Origin of the sequence: Paractinoplanes polyasparticus, from assembly GCF_019710575.1 — a bacterium.
Taxonomy (GTDB): domain Bacteria; phylum Actinomycetota; class Actinomycetes; order Mycobacteriales; family Micromonosporaceae; genus Actinoplanes; species Actinoplanes polyasparticus.
In genome coordinates this window covers 25,889-44,982 of the sequence record NZ_JAHWFK010000041.1, presented here as the reverse complement: position 1 = coordinate 44,982, position 19,094 = coordinate 25,889, and the positions used below count along the sequence as shown (strand labels likewise).

The window sequence follows — 19,094 nt, the reverse complement described above, 5'->3', positions numbered from 1 at the left end:
AGAAGAATTCACCAGGTCACGACAAGGTCACGTTCATACCGGCGACTGGCCGGCCCGGACCAGGCCGGACTCGTACGCGAAGACGACCGCCTGCACCCGGTCCCGCAGCCCCAGCTTCATCAGGACGCGGGCGACATGGGTCTTCACGGTGGCCTCGCCCACGACCAGGGCGGCCGCGATCTCGGCGTTCGAGAGGCCGCGGGCCACCAGGCGCAGCACCTCGGCCTCGCGCGGGGTGAGGCCGTCCAGCACAGCCGGCGGCTGCGGGTCGGGCTGGCCGGCGAAGGCGCAGATCACCCGCGTGGTGACGGCCGGGTCGAGCAGCGCCTCGCCCGCCGCAACCACCCGGATCGCGGTGATCAGGTGCTCCGGCGACGACACCTTGAGCAGGAACCCGCTCGCACCCGCGCGCAGTGCCCGGTAGAGGTTCTCGTCGGTGTCGAACGTCGTCAGCATGATCACCCGGGGCGGGTGCGGGCTGTCGAGCAGCGTGCTCGTCGCGGCCAGGCCGTCCTGTCGGGGCATGGCTATGTCCATCAGCACGACGTCCGGCCGCAGGCGCCGGGCCACCGTCACCGCCTCGGCGCCGTCACCGGCCTCACCCACGACCAGCATGTCGGGCTCGGTCTCGATCACCATGCGCAGGCCGGCCCGGATCATCCGCTGGTCGTCGGCGATCACCACGGAGATCGTCATCGGAGCACCGCCACCGGCAGAGGCAGCCGTGCCCGTACGGCGAAACCGCCTTTCTCCCGCGGCCGGGCGGTGAGCTCGCCGCCGAACAGGGTGGCCCGTTCCCGCATCCCGATCAGCCCCTGACCGCCGGCGCCCACGATCACCGGCCGGCCGTCGTTGACCACCTCGAGGTGCAGGCCGTCGCTCTCGACGCCGACCGTCACCTCCACCCGCGCCGGGCCGGCGTGCCGCAGCACGTTCGTGAGGGCCTCCTGCACGATCCGGTACGCGGAGAGGTCGATCGCCGGCGGCACCGGATGCTTCTGCTGGCGCAGGGTCACGGTCAAGCCGGCCTCCCGCACCTGCGCGATCAACTCGTCGAGGCGGTCGAGGCCGACCGGGGACTGCGTGGCGTCCGCCCCTTCGCCGCGCAGCAGGCCGAGCGTACGGCGTAGTTCGCCCACCGCCTCCCGGCCCGACGACTCGATTCCGCGCAGCAGCTCGCTGTCGACCGGCAGGCCCGCGTCCAGCCGGCGTCGTACGGCGCCGGCCTGCACGACCATCACGGTCACGCTGTGCGCCACCATGTCGTGCAGCTCGCGCGCGATGCGGACGCGCTCCTCCAGGATGGCCTCGCGGGCCTGCTGCTCACGGAAGGCGGCGATCCGCCGGGCCTGCACGGAGAGCGTCACACCCAGCACGTACGGGGCCAGCGGGAAGAACAACGCGGCCATGGGATCACCGGGGTCGTTGGCCAGGTAGACGACGAACGTGGCCACGACCAGACCCGCGCCGATCAGGCCGCGCCGCTGGAAGCCGTGCGGAGGCACGTGGCGCCCCACCGTGTAGATCACGATCATCGTGCCGACCAGCTGCCACAGCCGGAAGTTGACGGTCTGCTCGCCGGCTATGACGGCCGGGCTGTAGAAGACGGACGTCGGCTCGACCGCGTGCGGAGTCATGGCCAGCAGCGGCACGAACCGGCGGAACAGCACGGTGGCCGCCGACAGGGCCAGGACCAGCGGCCACCAGCGGCCCGGCATGGCGATCAGGTATTCCTCGGTCAGCGCGAAGAGCACGAAGCCGCCGGTCAGCGCCAGGTCGGTGGGTCGCAGCCGCATGCGCCGACGGTACGGCCCGCCGGCCCGGTGCCGAACCCGTCCTGAGGATGACGGGCCCTCCGCCGCGCGGCGGATTCGAGATCACTCCGCGTACGGGTTACCACCGGGTTCCGGCTCCCTAGCGTCGTCGGCGTTGTCAATCGACCAGGGAGATGATCATGTGGCGGAAGGTGGCTGCGGCCAGTCTGGTGCTGGCGCCGGTGGCGCTGGCGGTGTCGACCGGAATCGATCCGGCGCTGGGTGACGATCAGGGGTACGGGATCTATCGCCGGCACCCGGAGGCGACGCAATGGCACTCGCTGCTTCTGCACTGGGCCTGGGTGCTGTGCGTGCCCGGGTTCCTGGGGCTGCTCGCCTTGGTGCGGCGGCGAGGGGCGGTGCTGGCGGGTGTCGCTGGGTGGCCACGGTGTTGGGGCTGGTCACGTTCTCGGCGTTGATGGCGGCCGACTTCGGGCTGCTCAGCCTGGAGCAGCAGGCCGGGCTGACCGATGCGCAACTGGCGTCGTACGACGACCGGGTGGGGGCGATGGGCTGGGCGGTGGCGGGGTGGCAGATCCCGGGGATCGTGGGCTGGGCGGTGGCGCTCGTCGTCACGCCGCTGGCAGCGGCGCGGGCGCGGGTGATCAACTGGTGGACCGCCGGGCTGGCTGTGCTGGGGGCGGCGCTGTATCTGTTGTTCGCGATCTCGCCGGTGCCCCTGTGCCTGACCGGGCCCGTGGTGCTGATTGTGGCGTACGGGATGGCGGCGCGGCAGCTCATGCGGTTCTCCCCGCCGGATGAACCGGACGTCTTCGGCGTGCTCCGGCGGCGGGTGGGCCTCGCTTGCCTGGTTGCGGCGCCGCTGTCGTTCGCCGTCGGGATGGCCACCGTGCCGCCCGGGGATGACTTCCTCGGATACCCGGGGCTGGCCCAGGCCAGCGCATTCTTCCTGCACCTGGCGTGGGTGCTGTTCATTCCGGCGGTGCTGACGGTGGCCGCTCGGGGTGGTCGCTTCACCCGGGTGGTGGCGGGACTCGCGGTGCTCGGCCTGATCAACTTCAGCGCCCTGATGTTCGGCGACTACCTCGACCTGGCCGCCCGGCAGGCCCTGGGCGACGCGGTGGCCGACCGGGCAGCCGAGCTGACCGGCGGGTACGCGACCTTCTCACTGGGCTGGGTGCTGCCGGGCATGGTGCTGACGTTCCTGGGACTGATTCTGGTCGCGGTCGGCGCGGCGGTCGACAAACTGGTCCGGTGGTGGGTGCCGGTGATCGTGGTGGCCGGGTTCGCCGGCTTCTTCCTGCTGGGCCTGGGCCCGATCGGGGTTGTCGGTCCCCTCGTGCTGGTGGCCGGCTTCGGCTTGATGGCCGTCGCCCTCGCCGCGCCCGCCACCTCTCGTGGTGAGCCCGTAGCAGTGTCCTCCTAGTACCTTCAGGGGAACACCACCACGGCCCCCGGAGTCCCCCGCGATGACGAGCCCCGTTCCCGCACCGAGACCGCTCGAGCAGCTGGCCACCGAGGGCGAGCGGCTGGGATGGATCTTCAATGACCGGAACCTCTACCGGCGGAAGTTCATGGAACCGCCGCCGCAACCCGCGCCGATCCCGCCCGAGCTGCAAGAGCGGCTCGACCGGGCCCAGCGCGGCGTGGTCAAGCGGGTCCTGATCTCGCTCGGTGTGGGCTTCGGGCTGACGGTCCTCATCGGGTGCTGCGGCGGGGTGCTGACCCGGGACGCCGAGGGCGCGCGGACCCTGGTGCTCTTTCTGGCCGGGATCTCCGCCCTCGGCGGTGTGGCCGGGGCGATTCTGGCCGGCATCGCGCCGTCACTCGCCCGCAAGTCGGTGGCCGAGGCGCAGAGCCAGGCCCAGGCGGCGTACGCCACGGAGCACGCCTCCTGGGACAGCCGCCGCCAGTGGCACGATCAGCAGCAACAGCACGCGGTCGACGCCCGGCCGGAATGGTCGGCGGCCAGTCCGTCGCCGGGCACGCGCCGGGTCGACATCGTCGGCGGCACGTCGTACGGCTGGGAGGCCGTGCTGACCGTCTTCGGCGGCTCGCTGCTGGCGACGCGCGGACGGATGGTCCTGGCCGATTTCACCGGCGAGGCGCTGTCGGGGGAGTTGATGCAGCTGGCCCTGGGCACCGGACGATCCGTACGGGAAGTGGTGTTGCCCGCCGACCTGGCGTCGTTCGACCTGGTGGCCGGGCTCGCACCGGAGGAACTGGTGGACGGGCTCGTCGAGGCCATGTACGGCGACGCCGGCAGCGGGGGAAACCGGGCCGAGCGGTCGCAGGACGCTCTGTTGCTCAACCAGATCGCCGGCATTCTTGCGCCGTCGCTGACCATGGGCCGGCTACTGGCCGCGCTGCGGGCCCTGTCCGGACAGGACGCGCCACTGTCCGACGGCGAGCGTGATCAGCTCGGTCGCCTGCGTCCCGAGGAGTCGCGCCTGCGCCGGATCGAAGCGTTCCTGCACCCGCTGGAGGCGATGGGCAGCGCCCCCGCGACGACACCCCCGGCCGACCTGACCTGCCTGGTCGCCGAGGGTGGCGGCGGGCGCGCGCAACACGAACTGCTCAAAGACCTGCTCGTGCAGTGGCTGGGCCACCAGGTGCGCCGCGAGACCACGCCGATCGGCTCGCTCGTGCTGCTCGGCGCCGACGAGATCGACCACCGCGCGATCGAACGGCTCAGCACCCTCTGCGAGCGCCGCGGCATCCGGCTCGTCCTGTTCTTCTCACACCTGCGCGCCGAGTCGCTGCGGACCATCGGCGGCGGCGAGGTGGCGCTGATGCGCCTGGGCAACCATCAGGAGGCGGCGCAGGCGGCCGAGTTCGTCGGCCGCGGCCACAAGTTCGTGCTGAGCCAGCTGACCCGCACGCTGGGTGGCGAAGAAACCCACACGCTGGCCGACACGGTGGGCGAATCCGAGACGAAGGGCGGCGCCAAGGGCGAGCGGGCGTCCCGCCACGGCCTGCGCCGCTACACCAGCACGAACTGGAGCAAGACCCGCAACTGGAGCCAGACCGAATCGACGGCCAAGGGCACCAACTGGAGCGAGGCGGCGTCGGCCCAGCGGGTCTACGAATACGTCCTCGAGCCGCGCGTCCTTCAAGACCTTCCCGAGTACGCGATGATCCTGGTGAAGAGCGAGGGCCGAGGCTCAGTGGTCCAGGCCGTCGAGGTCGACCCGGCCATCGTCACCCTGCCCCGCGTCTCGATGTCCCCGGTTGCCCACGAGCCGCTGCCCGACCCGTCCGAGGCCGTGATCCCCGCGACCCGCCACCCCAGCCAGGTCACCGTCTCCCAGCCCCAGCCGCTGGCCGCCCCCGAATCGGCGCCACCCGGCTGGGGCTCCATAACCGACCCGCCCCGCCAACAGCAACGCCCGTGAGCGGCCTGTGGATAAGGCCGGCACCCTGTGGACAACGCGTTCGTCGGGCTCGCTGACCGATAAACTGGATCAGGGCTCGGCCCCCAAGGGGCGGGCGGGGTATGGCTGGTTGCCGGCTAGCGGGGCGCCGGGCCGGTTGAGCTGCGCACTATCAGCTCGGTGGCCAGTTCGATGTGCAGAGCGTCCAGCCGGTGCCGGTCCAGAATGCGTACCAGCAGGCCGACCGCGATCCGCCCCATCTCGCCCAGCGGCTGCCGCACAGTCGTCAGCGCCGGGCGGGTCGCCTGGGCCAGGTCGATGTCGTCGAAGCCCCCGATCGAGACGTCCTGCGGCACGCGCAGCCCCAGCTGTACGGCCGCCGTCAGCGCGCCCGACGCCACCTTGTCGTTGAAGCACACCAACGCCGTCGGCCGGTCCCGCATACTCAGCAGTTTTTGGGCCGCTTGGAATCCGAATCGGACGGTCGGTTCGCCCGGGATCGCCAGCTGAGACTCCAGCAGCACCCCGGCGTCGGCCAGCGCCGAGACGTGGCCGGCCCGCCGGGCCGTGCTGGCCAGCCAGTTGTCCGGGCCGGCGAGCAGACCTATCCGGCGGTGTCCCAGCGATGTCAGGTGCGCGGTGAGACTGCGGGCGCCCGCGAAGTGGGCCGCCGACACCGCGGCGATGTCGCGCGGCACGTCCTCGCGCGGGTCGACGACCACCAGTGGAAAGCCGGTGGCCTGCAGCGCGACCAGGTCGGCGGCGGGCTCCGGGGGCAGCACGACGATCGCGCCGGCGATGCCGGTGCGGGTGGGCAGCGTGGGCAGCACCGGGTTCTCCTGGGCGGCCTCGCCGGCGTTCAGCACGAGTTGCAGGCCGTTCAGGTCGAGGGTCTCGGCGATCGACGAGACAATCAGCCCGAAGTAGTCGGTGAGCAGGTAGGGGCACCGCACGAAGACCGCCCCGGCACGGCTGGGACGGCGGCGGGGCGCGCGGCCGCCGAGTTCGTCGATGGCCTGCTGCACCAGCTCACGAGTGCCGGGGGCGACGTGTTCCTGCTCGTTCAGCACCCGCGAGACGGTGGCGATGGAGACTCCGGCCTGGGCCGCGATGTCCCGGACGGTGGGCCCTTGTCGCATTACGCCAGCTTAGACATTGACACTCATCGACCGGCGGGACCTCCTGCATGTATCAGAAACGTTTCCGTTTGTTACAGGGGGAAGTCCCGTGGCCCGCTGCGCGCTGGATCGACGGAACGGCGTACCACTGCTACTACGGCGACCCGAGCGCCATGACGCGGCTGCACAACGAGTTCCCGGCCAAGGACATCTACTTCACCGAGTGTTCGGGCAGCCAGTCGAGCGACCCGGCGAACACGTTCTCCGACACGCTCAAGTGGCACGCCCGCAACCTGATCGTCGGCAACACCCGGAACTGGGCCAAGACCGTGATCAACTGGAATCTGGCCCTGGACGACAGCAACGGCCCGCACAACGGTGGCTGCGGCACCTGCACCGGCGTGGTGACGGTCGGCGACGACGGCTCGGTGACGCGGAACGCCGAGTTCTACACGCTCGGTCACCTGGCCCGGTTCGTGCGGCCGGGCGCCGTACGGGTGGCGAGCACCTCCTTCGGCGCGACCGGCTGGAACGGCCGCGTCATGGACGTCGCCTTCGTCAACCCGGACGGCAGCACGGTGCTGGTCGCGCACAACGAGAACGACAATCCGCAGGCGTTCGCGGTGCAGTACGGCGGTCGTACGTTCGAATACACGCTGCCCGGTGGCGGGCTGGCCACCTTCGTCTGGCGTGGACAGTCGGGTGACCGGCCTACCGCTCCGACCGGCTGGACGGCGACCGCGAGCCCCGCGACGGACGCGGCCCTGGCGGTCGACGACGACGCGAGCACCCGCTGGACCACGAACGCGGGTCAGCAACCGGGCCAGTTCCTTCAGGTCGACCTGGGCCGCGCCCAGCCTCTCGGGCGGATCGTCTTCGACACCGGGGCTGACGTCGGCGACTTTCCGCGCGGCTACACGATCACCGCCTCGGCCGACGGCCGGCGCTGGTGGACCGCCGCGAGTTCGACGGCCGGCCAGTTCACCCGGGCCGACCTGCGTGGCCGGACCGTCCGGCAGATCCGGATCACGTTGACCGTGCCGGACGGCAACTGGTGGTCGGTGGCGGACGTCCGCGCCTATCGCGCCTAACACGCTGCCGATCCGCCCGCGGCCGAACTGTCGAATCTTTCCCGGAACGTGCTGTTTAGAGGGGGAATCGCTGTTTGCCGGTTTTCGTGCGCTCTAGCGTGTGCGCGATGACAGAGACGACAACCGGCGTACGCCGACCGGCGGCCTCCGCGGCCGCCGGTTCGACGATCCGCTTCCGTCCCGACATCGAGGGCCTGCGCGCGGTCGCGGTCGTGCTGGTCGTCCTCTTCCACGCGGGCGTCCCCGGCCTCGCCGGCGGCTACATCGGCGTGGACGTCTTCTTCGTCGTCTCCGGCTTCCTGATCACGTCGCTGATGCTGCGGGAGATCCGCGAGACCGGCGGCCTGTCGCTGATCGGCTTCTACGCCCGGCGGGCCCGGCGGATCCTGCCGGCGGCCGCCGTGGTGCTGGTGGCCACGCTGCTGGCGAGCTATCACTGGCTGGGCTACCTGCGGGGCGACGAGATCGCCGGCGACGTGGTCTGGTCGGCGCTGTTCGCCGGAAACTTCCACTTCGCCGCCGGGGGCACGGACTACCTCGCCTCTCAGGGCGCGCCCTCGCCGGTGCAGCATTTCTGGTCGCTCGCCGTCGAGGAGCAGTTCTATCTCGTCTGGCCGGCCGCGATCGTGGTGCTGCTCTGGCTGGGCTTCCGCTGGGCGATCGGCTGGTGGCTGGCCGCCGCGGTGGCCGCGTCCTTCGCGTACTCGATCTGGCAGACCGGCACGTGGGCCTATTTCTCGCCCGTGACCCGCGGCTGGGAGCTCGGCGCCGGCTGCCTGCTCGCGCTGGCCGCGACCCGGCTCGACCGGATCCCGTACCGGATCGCCACCGCGATGGCCGGCACCGGGCTGGCCCTGATCGTGGTGGCCGCGCTGACCTTCGACGACGCCACACCCTTCCCCGGGTACGCCGCCGCGCTGCCCGTCCTGGCCACGGTGCTGGTGCTGGCCGGTCGCGGCGATTCCGTGCTCGGCCGGTGGCCGCTGGTCCGGCTCGGTCGCGTGTCGTACCCGTTCTATCTGTGGCACTGGCCGGTGCTGGTGATCGCGGGGCAGGCGTACGGCGGGCCGCTGCCCGCCACCAGCCGGGCGCTGCTGGTCGTGGCCTCGCTCGGGCTCGCCGTGATCACGTACGTCTGCCTCGAGGACCCGATCCGGCGCAGCGCCCACCTGCGCCGCTCGTACGTGCTGAGCCTGTCCCTGGCCGCCTGGCTCATCGTGGCGCCGCTCGCGGTCGCCCGGTGGCAGACATCCACCTCGCCCGCGGCCGACCCCGGGAACGGCGCGGAATACACCCCCCGTCTAGGAGCACCGCGTGACCAGCCGTGAGTCCGCCCGTAGTCTCCGTCTTTCGTCGCTGGTCGTGGTGCTGACCGTGATCGCCGGCTGCACCGCCGCGGTGCCGCCGCCACCGCGCGTGCTCGCCCCGCCGGCCCCGCGGATCAGCCTCGAAGACGTGCTCGACGCGGTCGGCAAGGCCCCGCTGCTGCGTACGCTGCCCGCCGACCTGACGCCGTCGCTGGCCACCACCGCCGAGGACGCCGGCTTCGACCACGAACAGTGCGAAGCCGGCCCCCGGGCCGACCGGATCGAGCCGTGCGTCTTCGGCGACCGGGCGAGCGCGACCGACGTGGTGCTCTACGGCGACTCGCACGCCGGGATGTGGGTGCCGGCGATGAGCGTGATCGCCGAGCGGCGGGACTGGCGGTTGCAGGTCTTCGGCAAGCCCGCGTGCCCCGCCCTGAACATCACCTTCTGGAACCAGCAGGAGCAGCGCCCGTTCGCCGAGTGCGACCGGTTCCGGGCGTTTGTGGCGGCCCGGATCGCGGCCATCCGGCCGGAACTGCTGATCGTGACGAACGAGAGCTTCTCGCAGAAGAGCGGCCGCGGCCGGCTGATCACGCCGGGTGAGTGGCAGGCCGGTCTCACGCACACTCTGCGTACGCTGAAAGAGTTCGCACGGCAGGTGCTGGTGCTCGGCGACACGCCGGTGCTCGACCAGAGCGCGCCGGAGTGTCTCGCCGCCCACCGCGACAACATCGCGGCCTGCTCCACCACCCGGACCTCGGCCACCGCACGCACGTGGAACGCCGCCGACGCGGCAGCGGCCAGGGCGACGGGCGCGGCCTACGTGTCGGTGCTGCCGTGGCTGTGCACGGCCCTCTGCATGCCGGTGATCGGCAACGTCACCGTCTATCGCAACCGGTTCCACCTGACGGGCACATATGTCCGCATGCTGAACGGCGTCCTGGAGGAAGCGCTGCTCGAGCACTTCCCGCCGGACGCCGTTCCCTGAGTCCCGACTAACGCCGCCGTCGCACCAGGGCTGTCACCACCGCGGCGCCGGCCACGGCGATCGCTGCGGCCACGGCCAGCGGCATCGAACGCCGCTCGCGCACGACCCCGTCGGCGTCGGTGCGGCCGACGAACTGGTCGGTGGTGCCGGCCGCGGTCTCCGCGAGGCGAGCCGTGTGCTGCGCGGTCGACTGCTTGACGTGCGCCAGCCCGTCCACGGTCGCGTGCCTGACCTGTTCGGTCTTCTCGGCGGCGGTCTGCTTGACGTGTTTGGTCTTCTCGGCGGCGGTCTGCTTGACCTGTTCGGTCTTCTCGGCCGCGACCTGCTTGACCTGCTCGGCCTTCTCCGCGACGGCCTGCTTCACCTGCCCGGTCTTGTCCGCGGCGGCCTCCTTCTTCTCGGCCACCGCGTTCTTGACCTGCGCCTTCACGTCCGCCTTGGCGGCCAGGGCGGACGCGGTGTCGGCAAGTTCGGCGCGAGTCTCGGCGATCTCGGCGCGGATCTCCTCGCGCGATCTGGTGTCACTCATGCCTGCCGTCCGTCCCGGATTGCCGCCTTCACGGCTTCCACGTCGCGCTTGCCGCTCGCCATGGCCTCTTCGGGCTCCGGCGGCACAGCCTGCTTCACCTGGTTCTTGCCGATCAGCGCGGCCACTCCGGCCACGGCGAACAGCAGAACCGTCACGATCAGGGCAGCCGCCCAGACCGGTAGGACCAGCGCCAGCAGCGCTCCGATCGTCACGAACAGGGCGCCCAGCCCGTACAGGGCGATCACGCCGGCCCCGCCGAGCAGCCCGGCCCCGGCCCCGGCGCGCTTGCCCTTCTCGACCATCTCCATCCGGGCGAGCGTCAGCTCGTCCCGCACCAGCGTCGAAACCTGTTCGCTCAGCTGGCTGACCAGCTGACCAACCGGCTGTTGCTCGGTGTGCGTCGTCATCAGTGAGCTCCCTTCCTCGGGAGTCCACTTACCCGCCGATTTGTCAGGTAATCAGGATCCGACCTCGCTCACCTGGACGAACGGGCGATCGTTGTGCCAGGTGGCGTGGATGATGAAGCTGTGCTGGCTCTCGTTGAAGTAGACCGCCATGTTGTCCGGCGAGTCCTGCACCTTCTGCACCGAGAAACCGTCGGCCGGGGTCGCGGTCACGAGTGAGACCACCCCGTCCGAGGTCATCTTGATGACGGCCTGACCGCCTTCGACCCGGAACGAGCGTACGTAGGTGCGGGTGCCGTCACCGGCGGTGGTGACCGTCCAGCCGTCCTCGGTCGTGGTCGGCGGCGTCGTGGTGGCTGCGGGCGGCTTCGGCGTCGTGGTGGTGGGTGGCGTGGAGCGCGGCGGTGTGGTGGTGGCCTTCGTGGTGGCAGGCGGCGGTCGCCGGGTCGTCGGGGTGACGCTCGGTGTCGCCGACGCGCTCACGTTGGGCAACGGCGCCGGGAAGCTGGTGGAGTCGGCCGCGGGCAGCTGCGCCAGCGCGGCGTCCTCGGGCGATGACGTACGAAGCACCGGCAGCAGGGCTACCGAGGCCAGCACAATGCTCGTCGCAGTGGCGGCACACCACCCCGCGATCGGCGCCCACCGAGAAGATCGCACGAGGACATCGTCTCATCTGCCCCTATGGTGTACGCCATGGCGATGATCCTGCTCGTCGAGGACGACCGCATCATCACGGCGGCGTTGTCCCGTGCGCTGACCGATGCGGGCCACGTCGTGCGCCCGGTGGGCCGGGCCGCCGAGGCACTCAAGATCGTCACCGACGAGCGTCCCGACCTGGTCATTCTCGATCTGGGGCTGCCCGACATCGACGGCACCGACGCGCTGCGGATGATGCGCTCGGTGTCCGACGTGCCGGTCATCGTGGCCACCGCCCGGCGGTCCGAGGCCGACATCATCAGCCTGCTCAGCGCGGGCGCCGACGACTACGTGACCAAGCCGTTCTCGGGCGGCCACATCCTGGCCCGCATCGCCGCCGTGCTGCGCCGCTCCCGCGCCACGACCAACGAGGCGCCCAGCGCGATCACCGTCGGAGACCTGGTGATCAGCCCGCGTCAGCGCCGCGCCGAACTGCGCGGTGAGGCGCTGCAACTGACCCGCCGCGAGTTCGACGTGCTGGCCTACCTGGCCGAGCGGGTGGGTCAGGTGATCAGCCGGCGCGAGCTCATGAACGAGGTGTGGAACCAGGCCCGGATCGGCGAGGAACAGACCATCGACGTGCACATCTCGTGGCTGCGCCGCAAGCTCGGGGAGACGGCCGCTCAACCGCGCTTCCTGCACACCGTACGGGGGGTCGGGGTCATGATGGTCGATCCCCGATGAGATGGACCCTCAACCGGCTCGCCCTCGCCATCACCTCGATGGTGGCGCTCGCGTTCCTCGTGCCGCTGGCCGTGGCGACCCGCCAGATCGCGTACGACCGGGCTGTCAGCGACGCTCGCCAGCAGGCCACCTCGCTCGTCACCGTGCTCGGCGTCGACGCCGACCCGACGCTGCTGACCAATGCGGTGGCCAGCACGACCGCGGGCAGTGAGAGCCGGCTCGCCGTGCACCTGCCCGACGTCGCCGCGATCGGCGTCTCGCACACGTCCGGCGGGCAGATCGCGGTGGCCGCCGACGCCCGCCGCTCGGCGCTGGCCCCGGTCACCGGCGGAATGGTGTATCTGCAGCCGACGGTGCTGACGGACGGCCGTACGGTTGTGGTGGAAGTCTTCGTGCCCGACGGCGAGCTGACCCGGGGAGTGTGGGCGGCCTGGTTCGTGCTCGGCGGCCTGGCCATCGTGCTGGTCGCGGGCTCGACGCTGCTGGCCGACCGGCTCGGCAGCCGCCTGGTGCGGGCCACCCGCGAACTCTCCGGCTCGGCCCGGCGGCTCGGCAGCGGCGAACTGGGCACCCGTGTCACCCCGGACGGTCCGCGCGAACTGCGCGACGCCGCGAACGCCTTCAACACCATGGCCGACGACCTCAACAGCCTGCTCGACCGCGAGCGGGAGCTGGCCGCCGATCTGTCCCACCGATTGCGTACGCCGCTGACCGCGCTCCGCCTGGACGCCGAGGCGATGCCGCCGGGCCCGATCGGCGAGCGCATGCGGCAGGCCTGTGACCTGCTCGACGAGGAACTCGAGGCGATCATCAAAGGCGCCCGGCTCGGCGTACAGGCCCGCGGTCGGGAACAGACCGACCTGGTCGAGGTGCTGGCCGACCGGCTCGCGTTCTGGTCGGTGCTGGCCGAGGACCAGGAAAGGCCGTGGGAGGTCATCGGCGGCGACGAGCCGGTGATGGTGGCCGTGCCGCGCAGCGAGCTGATCGGCGTGGTCGACGCGATGCTCGGCAACGTCTTCTCGCACACCCCCGAACGCGTCGCCTTCCGGGTCACCGTCTCGCCGGCCGGACTGCTGGTCGACGACGCCGGCCCCGGCATCGCCGACCCGGCAAAGTCCGTCCAACGTGGAGTGAGCGGGGCCGGCTCGACCGGCCTGGGCCTCGACATCGTGCGCCGCGCGGCCGAGCTGGTCGGCGGCCAGATGGTAATCGACCGCAGCCCTCTCGGCGGCGCCCGGGTCGGCATCTACCTGCACGCGCCGGCCCACCCGCGACGGGCCCGGCGCACGGTTTCATGATTGTTTTCGGGGCCTTTAAGGCTCCGTTATGGAAACTCTCCGTAGCTTCTCCGCCGTAACTGCCGCGACGAGACAGTACGGAGAACCACATGCGCAGGAAGATCGCCTACCCCCTGATGGCCCTCGGCATGACAGCGGGCACGACATTGGCGGTCGCCTCACCGGCCCTGGCCCACGGCTACGTGTCGTCGCCGCCGAGCCGTCAGGCCCTGTGCGCGTCCGGCGCCGTCGCCAACTGCGGCAGCATCCAGTTCGAGCCGCAGAGCGTCGAGGGCCCCAAGGGACTCAAGTCGTGCGACGGCGGCCTGACCGGGTTCTCCGTGCTGACCGACGAGTCGCGCAACTGGCCGGCCAAGTCGGTCGCCTCCACGGTCGACTTCAGCTGGGTCCTGACCGCCCGCCACAAGACCTCGACCTGGGAATACTTCATCGGCAACACGAAGGTCGCCTCCTTCGACGACGGCGGCGCCCAGCCCGCTGCCGTCGTCAACCACAAGATCGACTTGAGCAAGTTCCCGGGTCGTCAAAAGGTGCTCGCCGTCTGGAACATCGCGGACACCCCGATGGCCTTCTACAACTGCGTAGACCTGAACGTCGGTGGCGGCTCCACCGGCGGCGGAGCGACCCAGCCCCCGGCGACCACGGCGCCGCCCGTCACCAAGCCGCCGACCAAGGCTCCCACCACTCCGCCCACCGCTCCTCCCGTCGCGACCAAGCCGCCCACCGCACCCCCGCCGGCCGCCGGCGGCGGTTCCTGGGCCGCGGGCACGACCTACAAGACCGGTGACGTGGTCACGTTCAACGGCAAGAAGTTCCAGTGCCGCCAGGGCCACACGGCGATCAACAGCTGGGAGCCCTCGATCTACACCCTCGCCCTGTGGCTGCCGCTGTGAAGCGCCCTCTGATCGCCGCCGCCCTGATCGTGCCGTTCCTGCTGGGCGCCTGCGGCACAGCGAAAGAGCCCGCCCCGCCCGTCGCCGCCCAGGCGGTGGCCGAGATCAAGGCCGGCGACGAACACAACGACACGGACGTCATGTTCCTGCAGATGCTGGCCTACCACCAGAAGCAGGGCCTGCAGATGACCACGACGGCCACCAAGCGGGCCAAGAACCCCGAGCTGAAGAATCTGGCCCAGGCCATCCAGCTCACCGAGAAGGACGAACTCGCAATGATCGAGTCCTGGCTGACCGGCTGGGGCGAAGACACCAAGGTCGACCAGGCCCCCAGCCTCCACGCCGACCACGGCGGCCTACCCGGCACCGGCGACGCCGAGATCAAGGCCCTCACCACGGTAAAAGCAGCCGCCTTCGACACGGCGTTCCTCAACCTCTTCCTGGCCCACCAGCACCAGGCCATGGAGATGTCGAAGATCGCCCTGACCGGCGGCAAGAACGACGAGACCAAGAAGTTCGCTGAGCGCGTCCAGCAGTCCCGTCAGGGCGAGATCCAGCAGATGCTCAAACTGATGAACGGCTGACATCCGAACTCCGAAAGGGCGGCCTGGCGGGGCCGCCCTTTCGATATCCGCGATCGAACTGCAGTCCGCCATCCGTGACGGCCCGGTCACCTCCGAGCCAAGGTCTGAGGCAGATCAGTTTGTGTCTAGGCCTCGTCCGCCTCGTCCGCCTCGTCGGCATCGCCTGGTTCGACATCAGGATCAGGCGGGGCTGCCTCGCTTAGGGGACTGAGCGCCTCGATGTCCCGGAAAAGCTGCGACAGGTCGAATACTCGCCGCGAAAGACTCAACCAGCGGCGAAACGCATCTCGCTCCTTCCCCGGTTTAAGCAGCCGAGACTTCGGGATGGAGCCGCTATCTGGAATGTCCCGAAAGGGGGCATGCGCATCGAGGAACATCGGTAGGCGGACATGGTAGACGCGGTCTACGAGCGGATCATGCGCTAACCAGTCCAAGATATTCGCGTTGAACTCAGATACGACGAAAGCGACCTGCAGGTCACTGCGTCGCTGCTTATAGAAGTGGGCCTCATGAAGGTACGTTCCGATGCGCTCTTTCCGAAGTGTCCATTTCGTAGATATAAGCAAGCGAAAGTTGTCCGTGGAGAACATTGCCAGGTCTGGCTCCGAGTGGTAGCCGGCAGGCGCAAGCTCGAATCCCCGCAACGTATTGAGCTTCGGAGTCCTCATTGGGGTATAGGCAGTAAGCTCTGAAATTACAACCTGTAGCGCGGTCTCGAACGCGGCGCCTGTGACATTCGAGTCGCGGCGTTTCATAGGTTCGTGACCTTGAGATAGCCGCTCGCGGTCGTATTTTCTACCGATGAAATCAATAAGCGCAAACGGGTCGGTCGTGCGGTTGTCGACAAAGTGGCGGCGAAGGTACTCGGCTCCCCTGTCGGCCAGGTCACGCCCGTCCGCCTTCGATAGCCGGTCGTTCAGGTGCAGGTAATTTTTTCCTTCTTTAACCTCGGCCCACAACACGATTGCATAGATGTATCGCCACGCGGTATCCGTTGTCAGGGGCCCTAGTAGTGGGGGCAACTCGGCCTGCACCAGACGCAGGATGGTCTGCCTGTACCAGTGAGGCGGGAGTTTGAATGCCGCGGGGATGGCGTGCTCCTCATCCAGTCGAGATCACTTCCGGCCAGGTGAGCGGCGGCGAGCCTTCCCTTGCATCTCGCCCGGCTTCCTTCGTCACCGCGCCCCGTGGGGGCCTTACTGCTCGGCCGGCGCTTCAGCGAGGGCCTGCGTGTTGGGCTGGTGTCATCGCGGGCGGAGACTGTAGGGTCGTACACATGTTCGGTCATTCGAGGGCGCTGCGCACCGAGGCTATCGCGTCGTCGAGCGGCACGTGTTCCCAGACTCTGACGACCGACCAGCCTGCCTCGGCGAGCGTGTCGTTGACACGTTGGTCACGTTCCATATTGCGCCGCAACTTAGGGGTCCAGTACCACTCGTTGGTGGTCGGCTGGCGGCCATGCTGAGGGCAGACGTGCCAGAAGCAGCCATCGACGAAGACTGCCACCCGGCGCTTCGTGAAGACTATGTCTGGCCGCACCCTGACTCCGTCGAGCCTGAGCAGCAAGTCCTTACGGTAGCGGTAGCCCAGGGCGTGCAATGCGGTCCTGAGCACCACTTCGGGCTTGGTGTCCCGGCGTCGGTTGGCCTGCATGTTGCGCGAGCGGCCCGCGTTAAGCGGCGCGGGGTACAACCCATTAGCATGCGCACGTTCGCGTGCTTCCGCTGCATTGTCTTCTGGCACGAACATCCCACCGTCACACGGCGTGTCCCTGAACGCCGCACGTCTAGTGCAAGATACTCGGCTTCAATCGCGCTCGCGCCTAGTCCGTAAGGAGGCCTCATGGGCAATCTCGAGGTAGTAGAGATCTGTGCAGGTGCCGGCGGGCAGGCGCTGGGCTTGGAGAAGGCTGGGTTCGAGCACGCCCTGGCGGTCGAGCTCGATACCAACGCCTGCAACACGCTGCGTGAGAATCGTCCGTCCTGGAAGGTCGTCCAAGGCGATGCGGCAAATCCCGAGACGTGGAACCCTGCCGCATACGAGGGCGTAGGCCTTCTGGCTGGCGGCGTCCCGTGCCCGCCATTCACCATCGCTGGAAAGCAGTTAGGGGCCACGGACGAGCGCGACCTCTTTGCGTGGGCCGTCGAACTCGTCCAGGTCGTCAAGCCGCGAGCGCTCCTGCTGGAGAACGTCAGAGGGCTGAGCCTCCCGCGCTTCGCTGGCTACCGTCAGCACGTCCTGGATCGCTTGGCTGCCTTCGGCTACCAGGCGTCGTGGCAACTTCTGCAAGCTTCGGACTTCGGAGTTCCTCAGCTTCGGCCGCGCTTCGTCCTGGTGGCTATGCGGGAAGCTGACGAGGCCGCACACTTCAGCTGGCCAGCCCCGGCCGAGCAGATCACCACTGTTGGCGAGTCGTTGGGCGAGTTAATGGCCTCAGGCGGCTGGGAAGGTGCTGAGGCCTGGGCGGCCAAAGCCGACCGGGTCGCCCCAACGATCGTTGGCGGCTCGAAGAAGCATGGTGGCGCCGACCTCGGACCGACACGTGCCAAGAGGGCCTGGGCTGAGCTTGGCGTGGATGCGCTGGGCGTCGCGGATTCGCCGCCCAGCGCAGGTGACCAGTTTGAGGTGGGCCCCAAGCTCACCACCGAGATGGTGGCCCGCATTCAAGGCTGGTCGGAGGAGTATCCATGGAACTTCACTGGCCGCAAGACGACCCGCTATCGCCAGATTGGTAACGCTTTCCCACCCCCCGTCGCCGCTGCCGTGGGTAGCGCCATCATGCGGGCATTCAATCTGGAGGGTCCGCGTGCCGATCAGCGCAACGTCGAGCACGACCCCATCTACAAGGCGCTACGAGAGTCCGGCGAGTTCATTACTGCGGAGCGGCTGGCCCGGGTTGCCGGGGTGACGGATGCACCCGAACTCGAGCGACGAATCAGCCTGCTGAGCCGGGACTTCGACATCGAAGTCGAGGACGGCAGCCGCGGGGTAGCGTATCGGCTCGGCGGCTTCAAGGCATTCATCGGGCAGGCCGAGCACGCCCGGCATGAGCAGTTCCAGAAGCTTCGCTCTCGGATCAGCTAGCAGTTTCCGGGGCTAGCGGTGATGCGGTGGGACGTTTGACTTCCACCGCATGCCTACGTGATAGCTAGTTTCGGAACGCCGGATCCTAGCTCACCAGGCGTGGCTCGCCGCCATTTTGTGCCGTCCAGATCCAGGAAAAACGGGCTGGTGTCTTCGGGGCGGGATCGGACCACCTTGAGCGGGATGAACTCACCCTTCGCCGGCTGGGGCAGGTTCAAAGCTCTTACTACGCGGTCATAGCGGGCTTCACTTCCGATGATGATGTATCCATCATTGGCTAACCGCGTACGAGCCCCGCCGTCAGCGCGCATCCTCTTGGGCCCGTCGAGCTGGTTCGCCACGGTTACTACGGTCGTTCTGGACAGGAGGGTTCCTTCGAACCGCCGGCAAAGCTCCAGGATGCGTTTCTGGCCTTTCATGGGTCCTTGGAATCTCATGACCTCATAGGCCTCAGCTGGGCGCTGCAGCAACGTGTTGGGCGGTAGGGGTGCATCGACGGCGATGGGGACTCGCGCCGCCTTGCCGACATCGTTCAAGCTTGCCTTCGCGTCCCGGTTCGACCCCGAGTTGCGGCGTCCCTGTTTGACCCACACCAGCCAGGCCGACCACAGTGACTCGTAGTCGTCTGCGGTGGCTAGCAATGCAATATTGCCTTCGATCTCCGGGCCGATCATCCAGCTGGGTGACATTCCCTTACGTGAATGAGTGTATTTAGCATCCACGTCCATACCCAGGATCTGATAGTCGGTCTGGTAGCCATCGGCGAAATCAAACTCCTTCTGCAATTCGACCTCGAAAAGCGAGCCCGTGTGCGCCTTCTCCGTTTTGCTGAGCTGCGCGAGATGGAAACGCCCGGTGGTCAAGCCTTCGTAAGAGCGGTCGAGCGACCGGCGGAGCACGTCGCCTACCCGGTGCGCAAGTTCGGCACGGCCGCCGGCCCTGCGCTCGAGTTCGTCTTTGACAGCCAGCACGTCGCTGTCCGACTTCACGTCTACTTTGGTTTCTGTTACTGGCTTGAGGGGTTGCAGACCTTGGAGCATCTCGAAGCCTTTCGGCACGGACTTTCTCCCACGGGACGTAGCCATACGGCATTGAATCATGCGACATCGCCGACGACGACGAGCTGGCTTCGACGAGGCTGAACTGGCGGCACGGCTGAGACACCCACCAGCGACTTACTGAGGCAGGGCGTTCGCGGGGGCCGCGACGGGCGGCATTGTGCGTCGGTCCACGGTCTTCAGGCCCCGCTCCTTCCGATAGCGTTAGCTA

Annotated in this window: 20 protein-coding genes; 11 read left to right on the top strand and 9 right to left on the bottom strand. The window is 69.0% G+C overall.

From position 1 onward, the window contains the following. Window positions 1-33 precede the first annotated feature (33 nt). Both KXC43_RS34705 and KXC43_RS34700 read right to left on the bottom strand, forming a co-directional pair. Window positions 34-696 (bottom strand): response regulator, encoded by a 663-nt coding sequence (locus KXC43_RS34705; RefSeq protein ID WP_221380452.1) that lies wholly within the window; start codon window positions 694-696, stop codon window positions 34-36. Beyond that, window positions 693-1,796 (bottom strand): sensor histidine kinase, encoded by a 1,104-nt coding sequence (locus KXC43_RS34700; protein WP_221380451.1) that lies wholly within the window; start codon window positions 1,794-1,796, stop codon window positions 693-695. Before KXC43_RS34700 ends, KXC43_RS34705 begins: the two co-directional genes overlap by 4 nt. Before the next feature lie 158 nt (window positions 1,797-1,954). On the opposite strand from KXC43_RS34700, the gene KXC43_RS34695 reads away from it, so the two are divergent. The 3 genes from KXC43_RS34695 to KXC43_RS34685 are packed head-to-tail and all read left to right on the top strand — an operon-like array spanning window position 1,955 to window position 5,170. Further along, a complete protein-coding gene (locus KXC43_RS34695; RefSeq protein ID WP_221380450.1) occupies window positions 1,955-2,233 on the top strand; it encodes a hypothetical protein in 279 nt (92 codons plus the stop codon). Continuing rightward, window positions 2,194-3,201, top strand: a complete 1,008-nt coding sequence (locus KXC43_RS34690; protein WP_221380449.1) for a hypothetical protein — start codon at window positions 2,194-2,196, stop codon at window positions 3,199-3,201. Before KXC43_RS34695 ends, KXC43_RS34690 begins: the two co-directional genes overlap by 40 nt. Window positions 3,202-3,244: 43 nt before the next feature. Further along, window positions 3,245-5,170 (top strand): hypothetical protein, encoded by a 1,926-nt coding sequence (locus KXC43_RS34685; protein ID WP_221380448.1) that lies wholly within the window; start codon window positions 3,245-3,247, stop codon window positions 5,168-5,170. Between the two features lie 116 nt (window positions 5,171-5,286). Here the strand turns inward: KXC43_RS34685 and KXC43_RS34680 are convergent, their stop codons facing one another. Further along, the gene (locus KXC43_RS34680) at window positions 5,287-6,288 is read right to left on the bottom strand and encodes a LacI family DNA-binding transcriptional regulator (protein ID WP_221380447.1); all 1,002 of its coding nucleotides are present in this window, start codon (window positions 6,286-6,288) and stop codon (window positions 5,287-5,289) included. A gap of 47 nt (window positions 6,289-6,335) precedes the next feature. Between KXC43_RS34680 and KXC43_RS34675 the strand changes: the two genes are divergently transcribed. From KXC43_RS34675 to KXC43_RS34665, 3 genes are all read left to right on the top strand, one after another. Continuing rightward, complete coding sequence (locus KXC43_RS34675) at window positions 6,336-7,358, top strand: glycoside hydrolase family 30 beta sandwich domain-containing protein (protein WP_221380446.1); 1,023 nt, start codon at window positions 6,336-6,338, stop codon at window positions 7,356-7,358. Window positions 7,359-7,465: 107 nt separating this feature from the next. Continuing rightward, window positions 7,466-8,686, top strand: a complete 1,221-nt coding sequence (locus KXC43_RS34670) for an acyltransferase family protein (protein WP_221380445.1) — start codon at window positions 7,466-7,468, stop codon at window positions 8,684-8,686. Then, the gene (locus tag KXC43_RS34665) at window positions 8,673-9,653 is read left to right on the top strand and encodes an SGNH hydrolase domain-containing protein (RefSeq protein WP_221380444.1); all 981 of its coding nucleotides are present in this window, start codon (window positions 8,673-8,675) and stop codon (window positions 9,651-9,653) included. The genes KXC43_RS34670 and KXC43_RS34665 overlap by 14 nt, the downstream gene beginning before the upstream one ends. Before the next feature lie 7 nt (window positions 9,654-9,660). Here the strand turns inward: KXC43_RS34665 and KXC43_RS34660 are convergent, their stop codons facing one another. From KXC43_RS34660 to KXC43_RS34650, 3 genes are read right to left on the bottom strand one after another with little or no spacing between them, the layout of a single operon-like run. Beyond that, window positions 9,661-10,182, bottom strand: coding sequence for a DUF3618 domain-containing protein (locus KXC43_RS34660; protein WP_221380443.1), 522 nt, complete (start codon window positions 10,180-10,182; stop codon window positions 9,661-9,663). Further along, window positions 10,179-10,589 (bottom strand): phage holin family protein, encoded by a 411-nt coding sequence (locus KXC43_RS34655; protein WP_221380442.1) that lies wholly within the window; start codon window positions 10,587-10,589, stop codon window positions 10,179-10,181. Before KXC43_RS34655 ends, KXC43_RS34660 begins: the two co-directional genes overlap by 4 nt. 51 nt (window positions 10,590-10,640) lie before the next feature. Then, window positions 10,641-11,243 (bottom strand): DNA mismatch repair protein MutL, encoded by a 603-nt coding sequence (locus KXC43_RS34650; RefSeq protein WP_221380441.1) that lies wholly within the window; start codon window positions 11,241-11,243, stop codon window positions 10,641-10,643. Window positions 11,244-11,279: 36 nt separating this feature from the next. On the opposite strand from KXC43_RS34650, the gene KXC43_RS34645 reads away from it, so the two are divergent. From KXC43_RS34645 to KXC43_RS34630, 4 genes are all read left to right on the top strand, one after another. Next, window positions 11,280-11,966 (top strand): response regulator transcription factor, encoded by a 687-nt coding sequence (locus KXC43_RS34645; protein WP_221380440.1) that lies wholly within the window; start codon window positions 11,280-11,282, stop codon window positions 11,964-11,966. After that, the gene (locus KXC43_RS34640; protein ID WP_221380439.1) at window positions 11,963-13,264 is read left to right on the top strand and encodes a HAMP domain-containing protein; all 1,302 of its coding nucleotides are present in this window, start codon (window positions 11,963-11,965) and stop codon (window positions 13,262-13,264) included. Before KXC43_RS34645 ends, KXC43_RS34640 begins: the two co-directional genes overlap by 4 nt. An 89-nt stretch (window positions 13,265-13,353) precedes the next feature. Next, entirely contained in the window at window positions 13,354-14,157 is an 804-nt protein-coding gene (locus tag KXC43_RS34635) for a lytic polysaccharide monooxygenase (protein ID WP_221380438.1), read from the top strand. Then, window positions 14,142-14,741: a DUF305 domain-containing protein gene (locus KXC43_RS34630; protein WP_308129393.1), complete on the top strand. Its 600-nt coding sequence runs from the start codon at window positions 14,142-14,144 to the stop codon at window positions 14,739-14,741. The genes KXC43_RS34635 and KXC43_RS34630 overlap by 16 nt, the downstream gene beginning before the upstream one ends. Window positions 14,742-14,866: 125 nt before the next feature. Here the strand turns inward: KXC43_RS34630 and KXC43_RS34625 are convergent, their stop codons facing one another. Together KXC43_RS34625 and KXC43_RS34620 are read right to left on the bottom strand one after the other, a co-directional pair. Then, a complete protein-coding gene (locus KXC43_RS34625; protein WP_221380437.1) occupies window positions 14,867-15,775 on the bottom strand; it encodes a hypothetical protein in 909 nt (302 codons plus the stop codon). A gap of 250 nt (window positions 15,776-16,025) precedes the next feature. Beyond that, the gene (locus KXC43_RS34620; protein ID WP_221380436.1) at window positions 16,026-16,490 is read right to left on the bottom strand and encodes a very short patch repair endonuclease; all 465 of its coding nucleotides are present in this window, start codon (window positions 16,488-16,490) and stop codon (window positions 16,026-16,028) included. A 93-nt stretch (window positions 16,491-16,583) separates the two neighbouring features. On the opposite strand from KXC43_RS34620, the gene KXC43_RS34615 reads away from it, so the two are divergent. Further along, a complete protein-coding gene (locus KXC43_RS34615) occupies window positions 16,584-17,825 on the top strand; it encodes a DNA cytosine methyltransferase (protein WP_221380435.1) in 1,242 nt (413 codons plus the stop codon). Between the two features lie 53 nt (window positions 17,826-17,878). Here the strand turns inward: KXC43_RS34615 and KXC43_RS34610 are convergent, their stop codons facing one another. Further along, window positions 17,879-18,883, bottom strand: a complete 1,005-nt coding sequence (locus tag KXC43_RS34610) for a NaeI family type II restriction endonuclease (protein ID WP_221380434.1) — start codon at window positions 18,881-18,883, stop codon at window positions 17,879-17,881. Window positions 18,884-19,094 lie beyond the last annotated feature (211 nt).

Bases quoted from the DNA above. Each gene is read 5' to 3' on its own strand.
- KXC43_RS34705 (WP_221380452.1), bottom strand. From the start codon at position 696: ATGACGATCTCCGTGGTGATCGCCGACGACCAGCGGATGATCCGGGCC.
- KXC43_RS34700 (WP_221380451.1), bottom strand. From the start codon at position 1,796: ATGCGGCTGCGACCCACCGACCTGGCGCTGACCGGCGGCTTCGTGCTC.
- KXC43_RS34695 (WP_221380450.1), top strand. From the start codon at position 1,955: ATGTGGCGGAAGGTGGCTGCGGCCAGTCTGGTGCTGGCGCCGGTGGCG.
- KXC43_RS34685 (WP_221380448.1), top strand. From the start codon at position 3,245: ATGACGAGCCCCGTTCCCGCACCGAGACCGCTCGAGCAGCTGGCCACC.
- KXC43_RS34680 (WP_221380447.1), bottom strand. From the start codon at position 6,288: ATGCGACAAGGGCCCACCGTCCGGGACATCGCGGCCCAGGCCGGAGTC.
- KXC43_RS34675 (WP_221380446.1), top strand. From the start codon at position 6,336: ATGTATCAGAAACGTTTCCGTTTGTTACAGGGGGAAGTCCCGTGGCCC.
- KXC43_RS34670 (WP_221380445.1), top strand. From the start codon at position 7,466: ATGACAGAGACGACAACCGGCGTACGCCGACCGGCGGCCTCCGCGGCC.
- KXC43_RS34660 (WP_221380443.1), bottom strand. From the start codon at position 10,182: ATGAGTGACACCAGATCGCGCGAGGAGATCCGCGCCGAGATCGCCGAG.
- KXC43_RS34655 (WP_221380442.1), bottom strand. From the start codon at position 10,589: ATGACGACGCACACCGAGCAACAGCCGGTTGGTCAGCTGGTCAGCCAG.
- KXC43_RS34645 (WP_221380440.1), top strand. From the start codon at position 11,280: ATGGCGATGATCCTGCTCGTCGAGGACGACCGCATCATCACGGCGGCG.
- KXC43_RS34640 (WP_221380439.1), top strand. From the start codon at position 11,963: ATGAGATGGACCCTCAACCGGCTCGCCCTCGCCATCACCTCGATGGTG.
- KXC43_RS34635 (WP_221380438.1), top strand. From the start codon at position 13,354: ATGCGCAGGAAGATCGCCTACCCCCTGATGGCCCTCGGCATGACAGCG.
- KXC43_RS34620 (WP_221380436.1), bottom strand. From the start codon at position 16,490: ATGTTCGTGCCAGAAGACAATGCAGCGGAAGCACGCGAACGTGCGCAT.
- KXC43_RS34615 (WP_221380435.1), top strand. From the start codon at position 16,584: ATGGGCAATCTCGAGGTAGTAGAGATCTGTGCAGGTGCCGGCGGGCAG.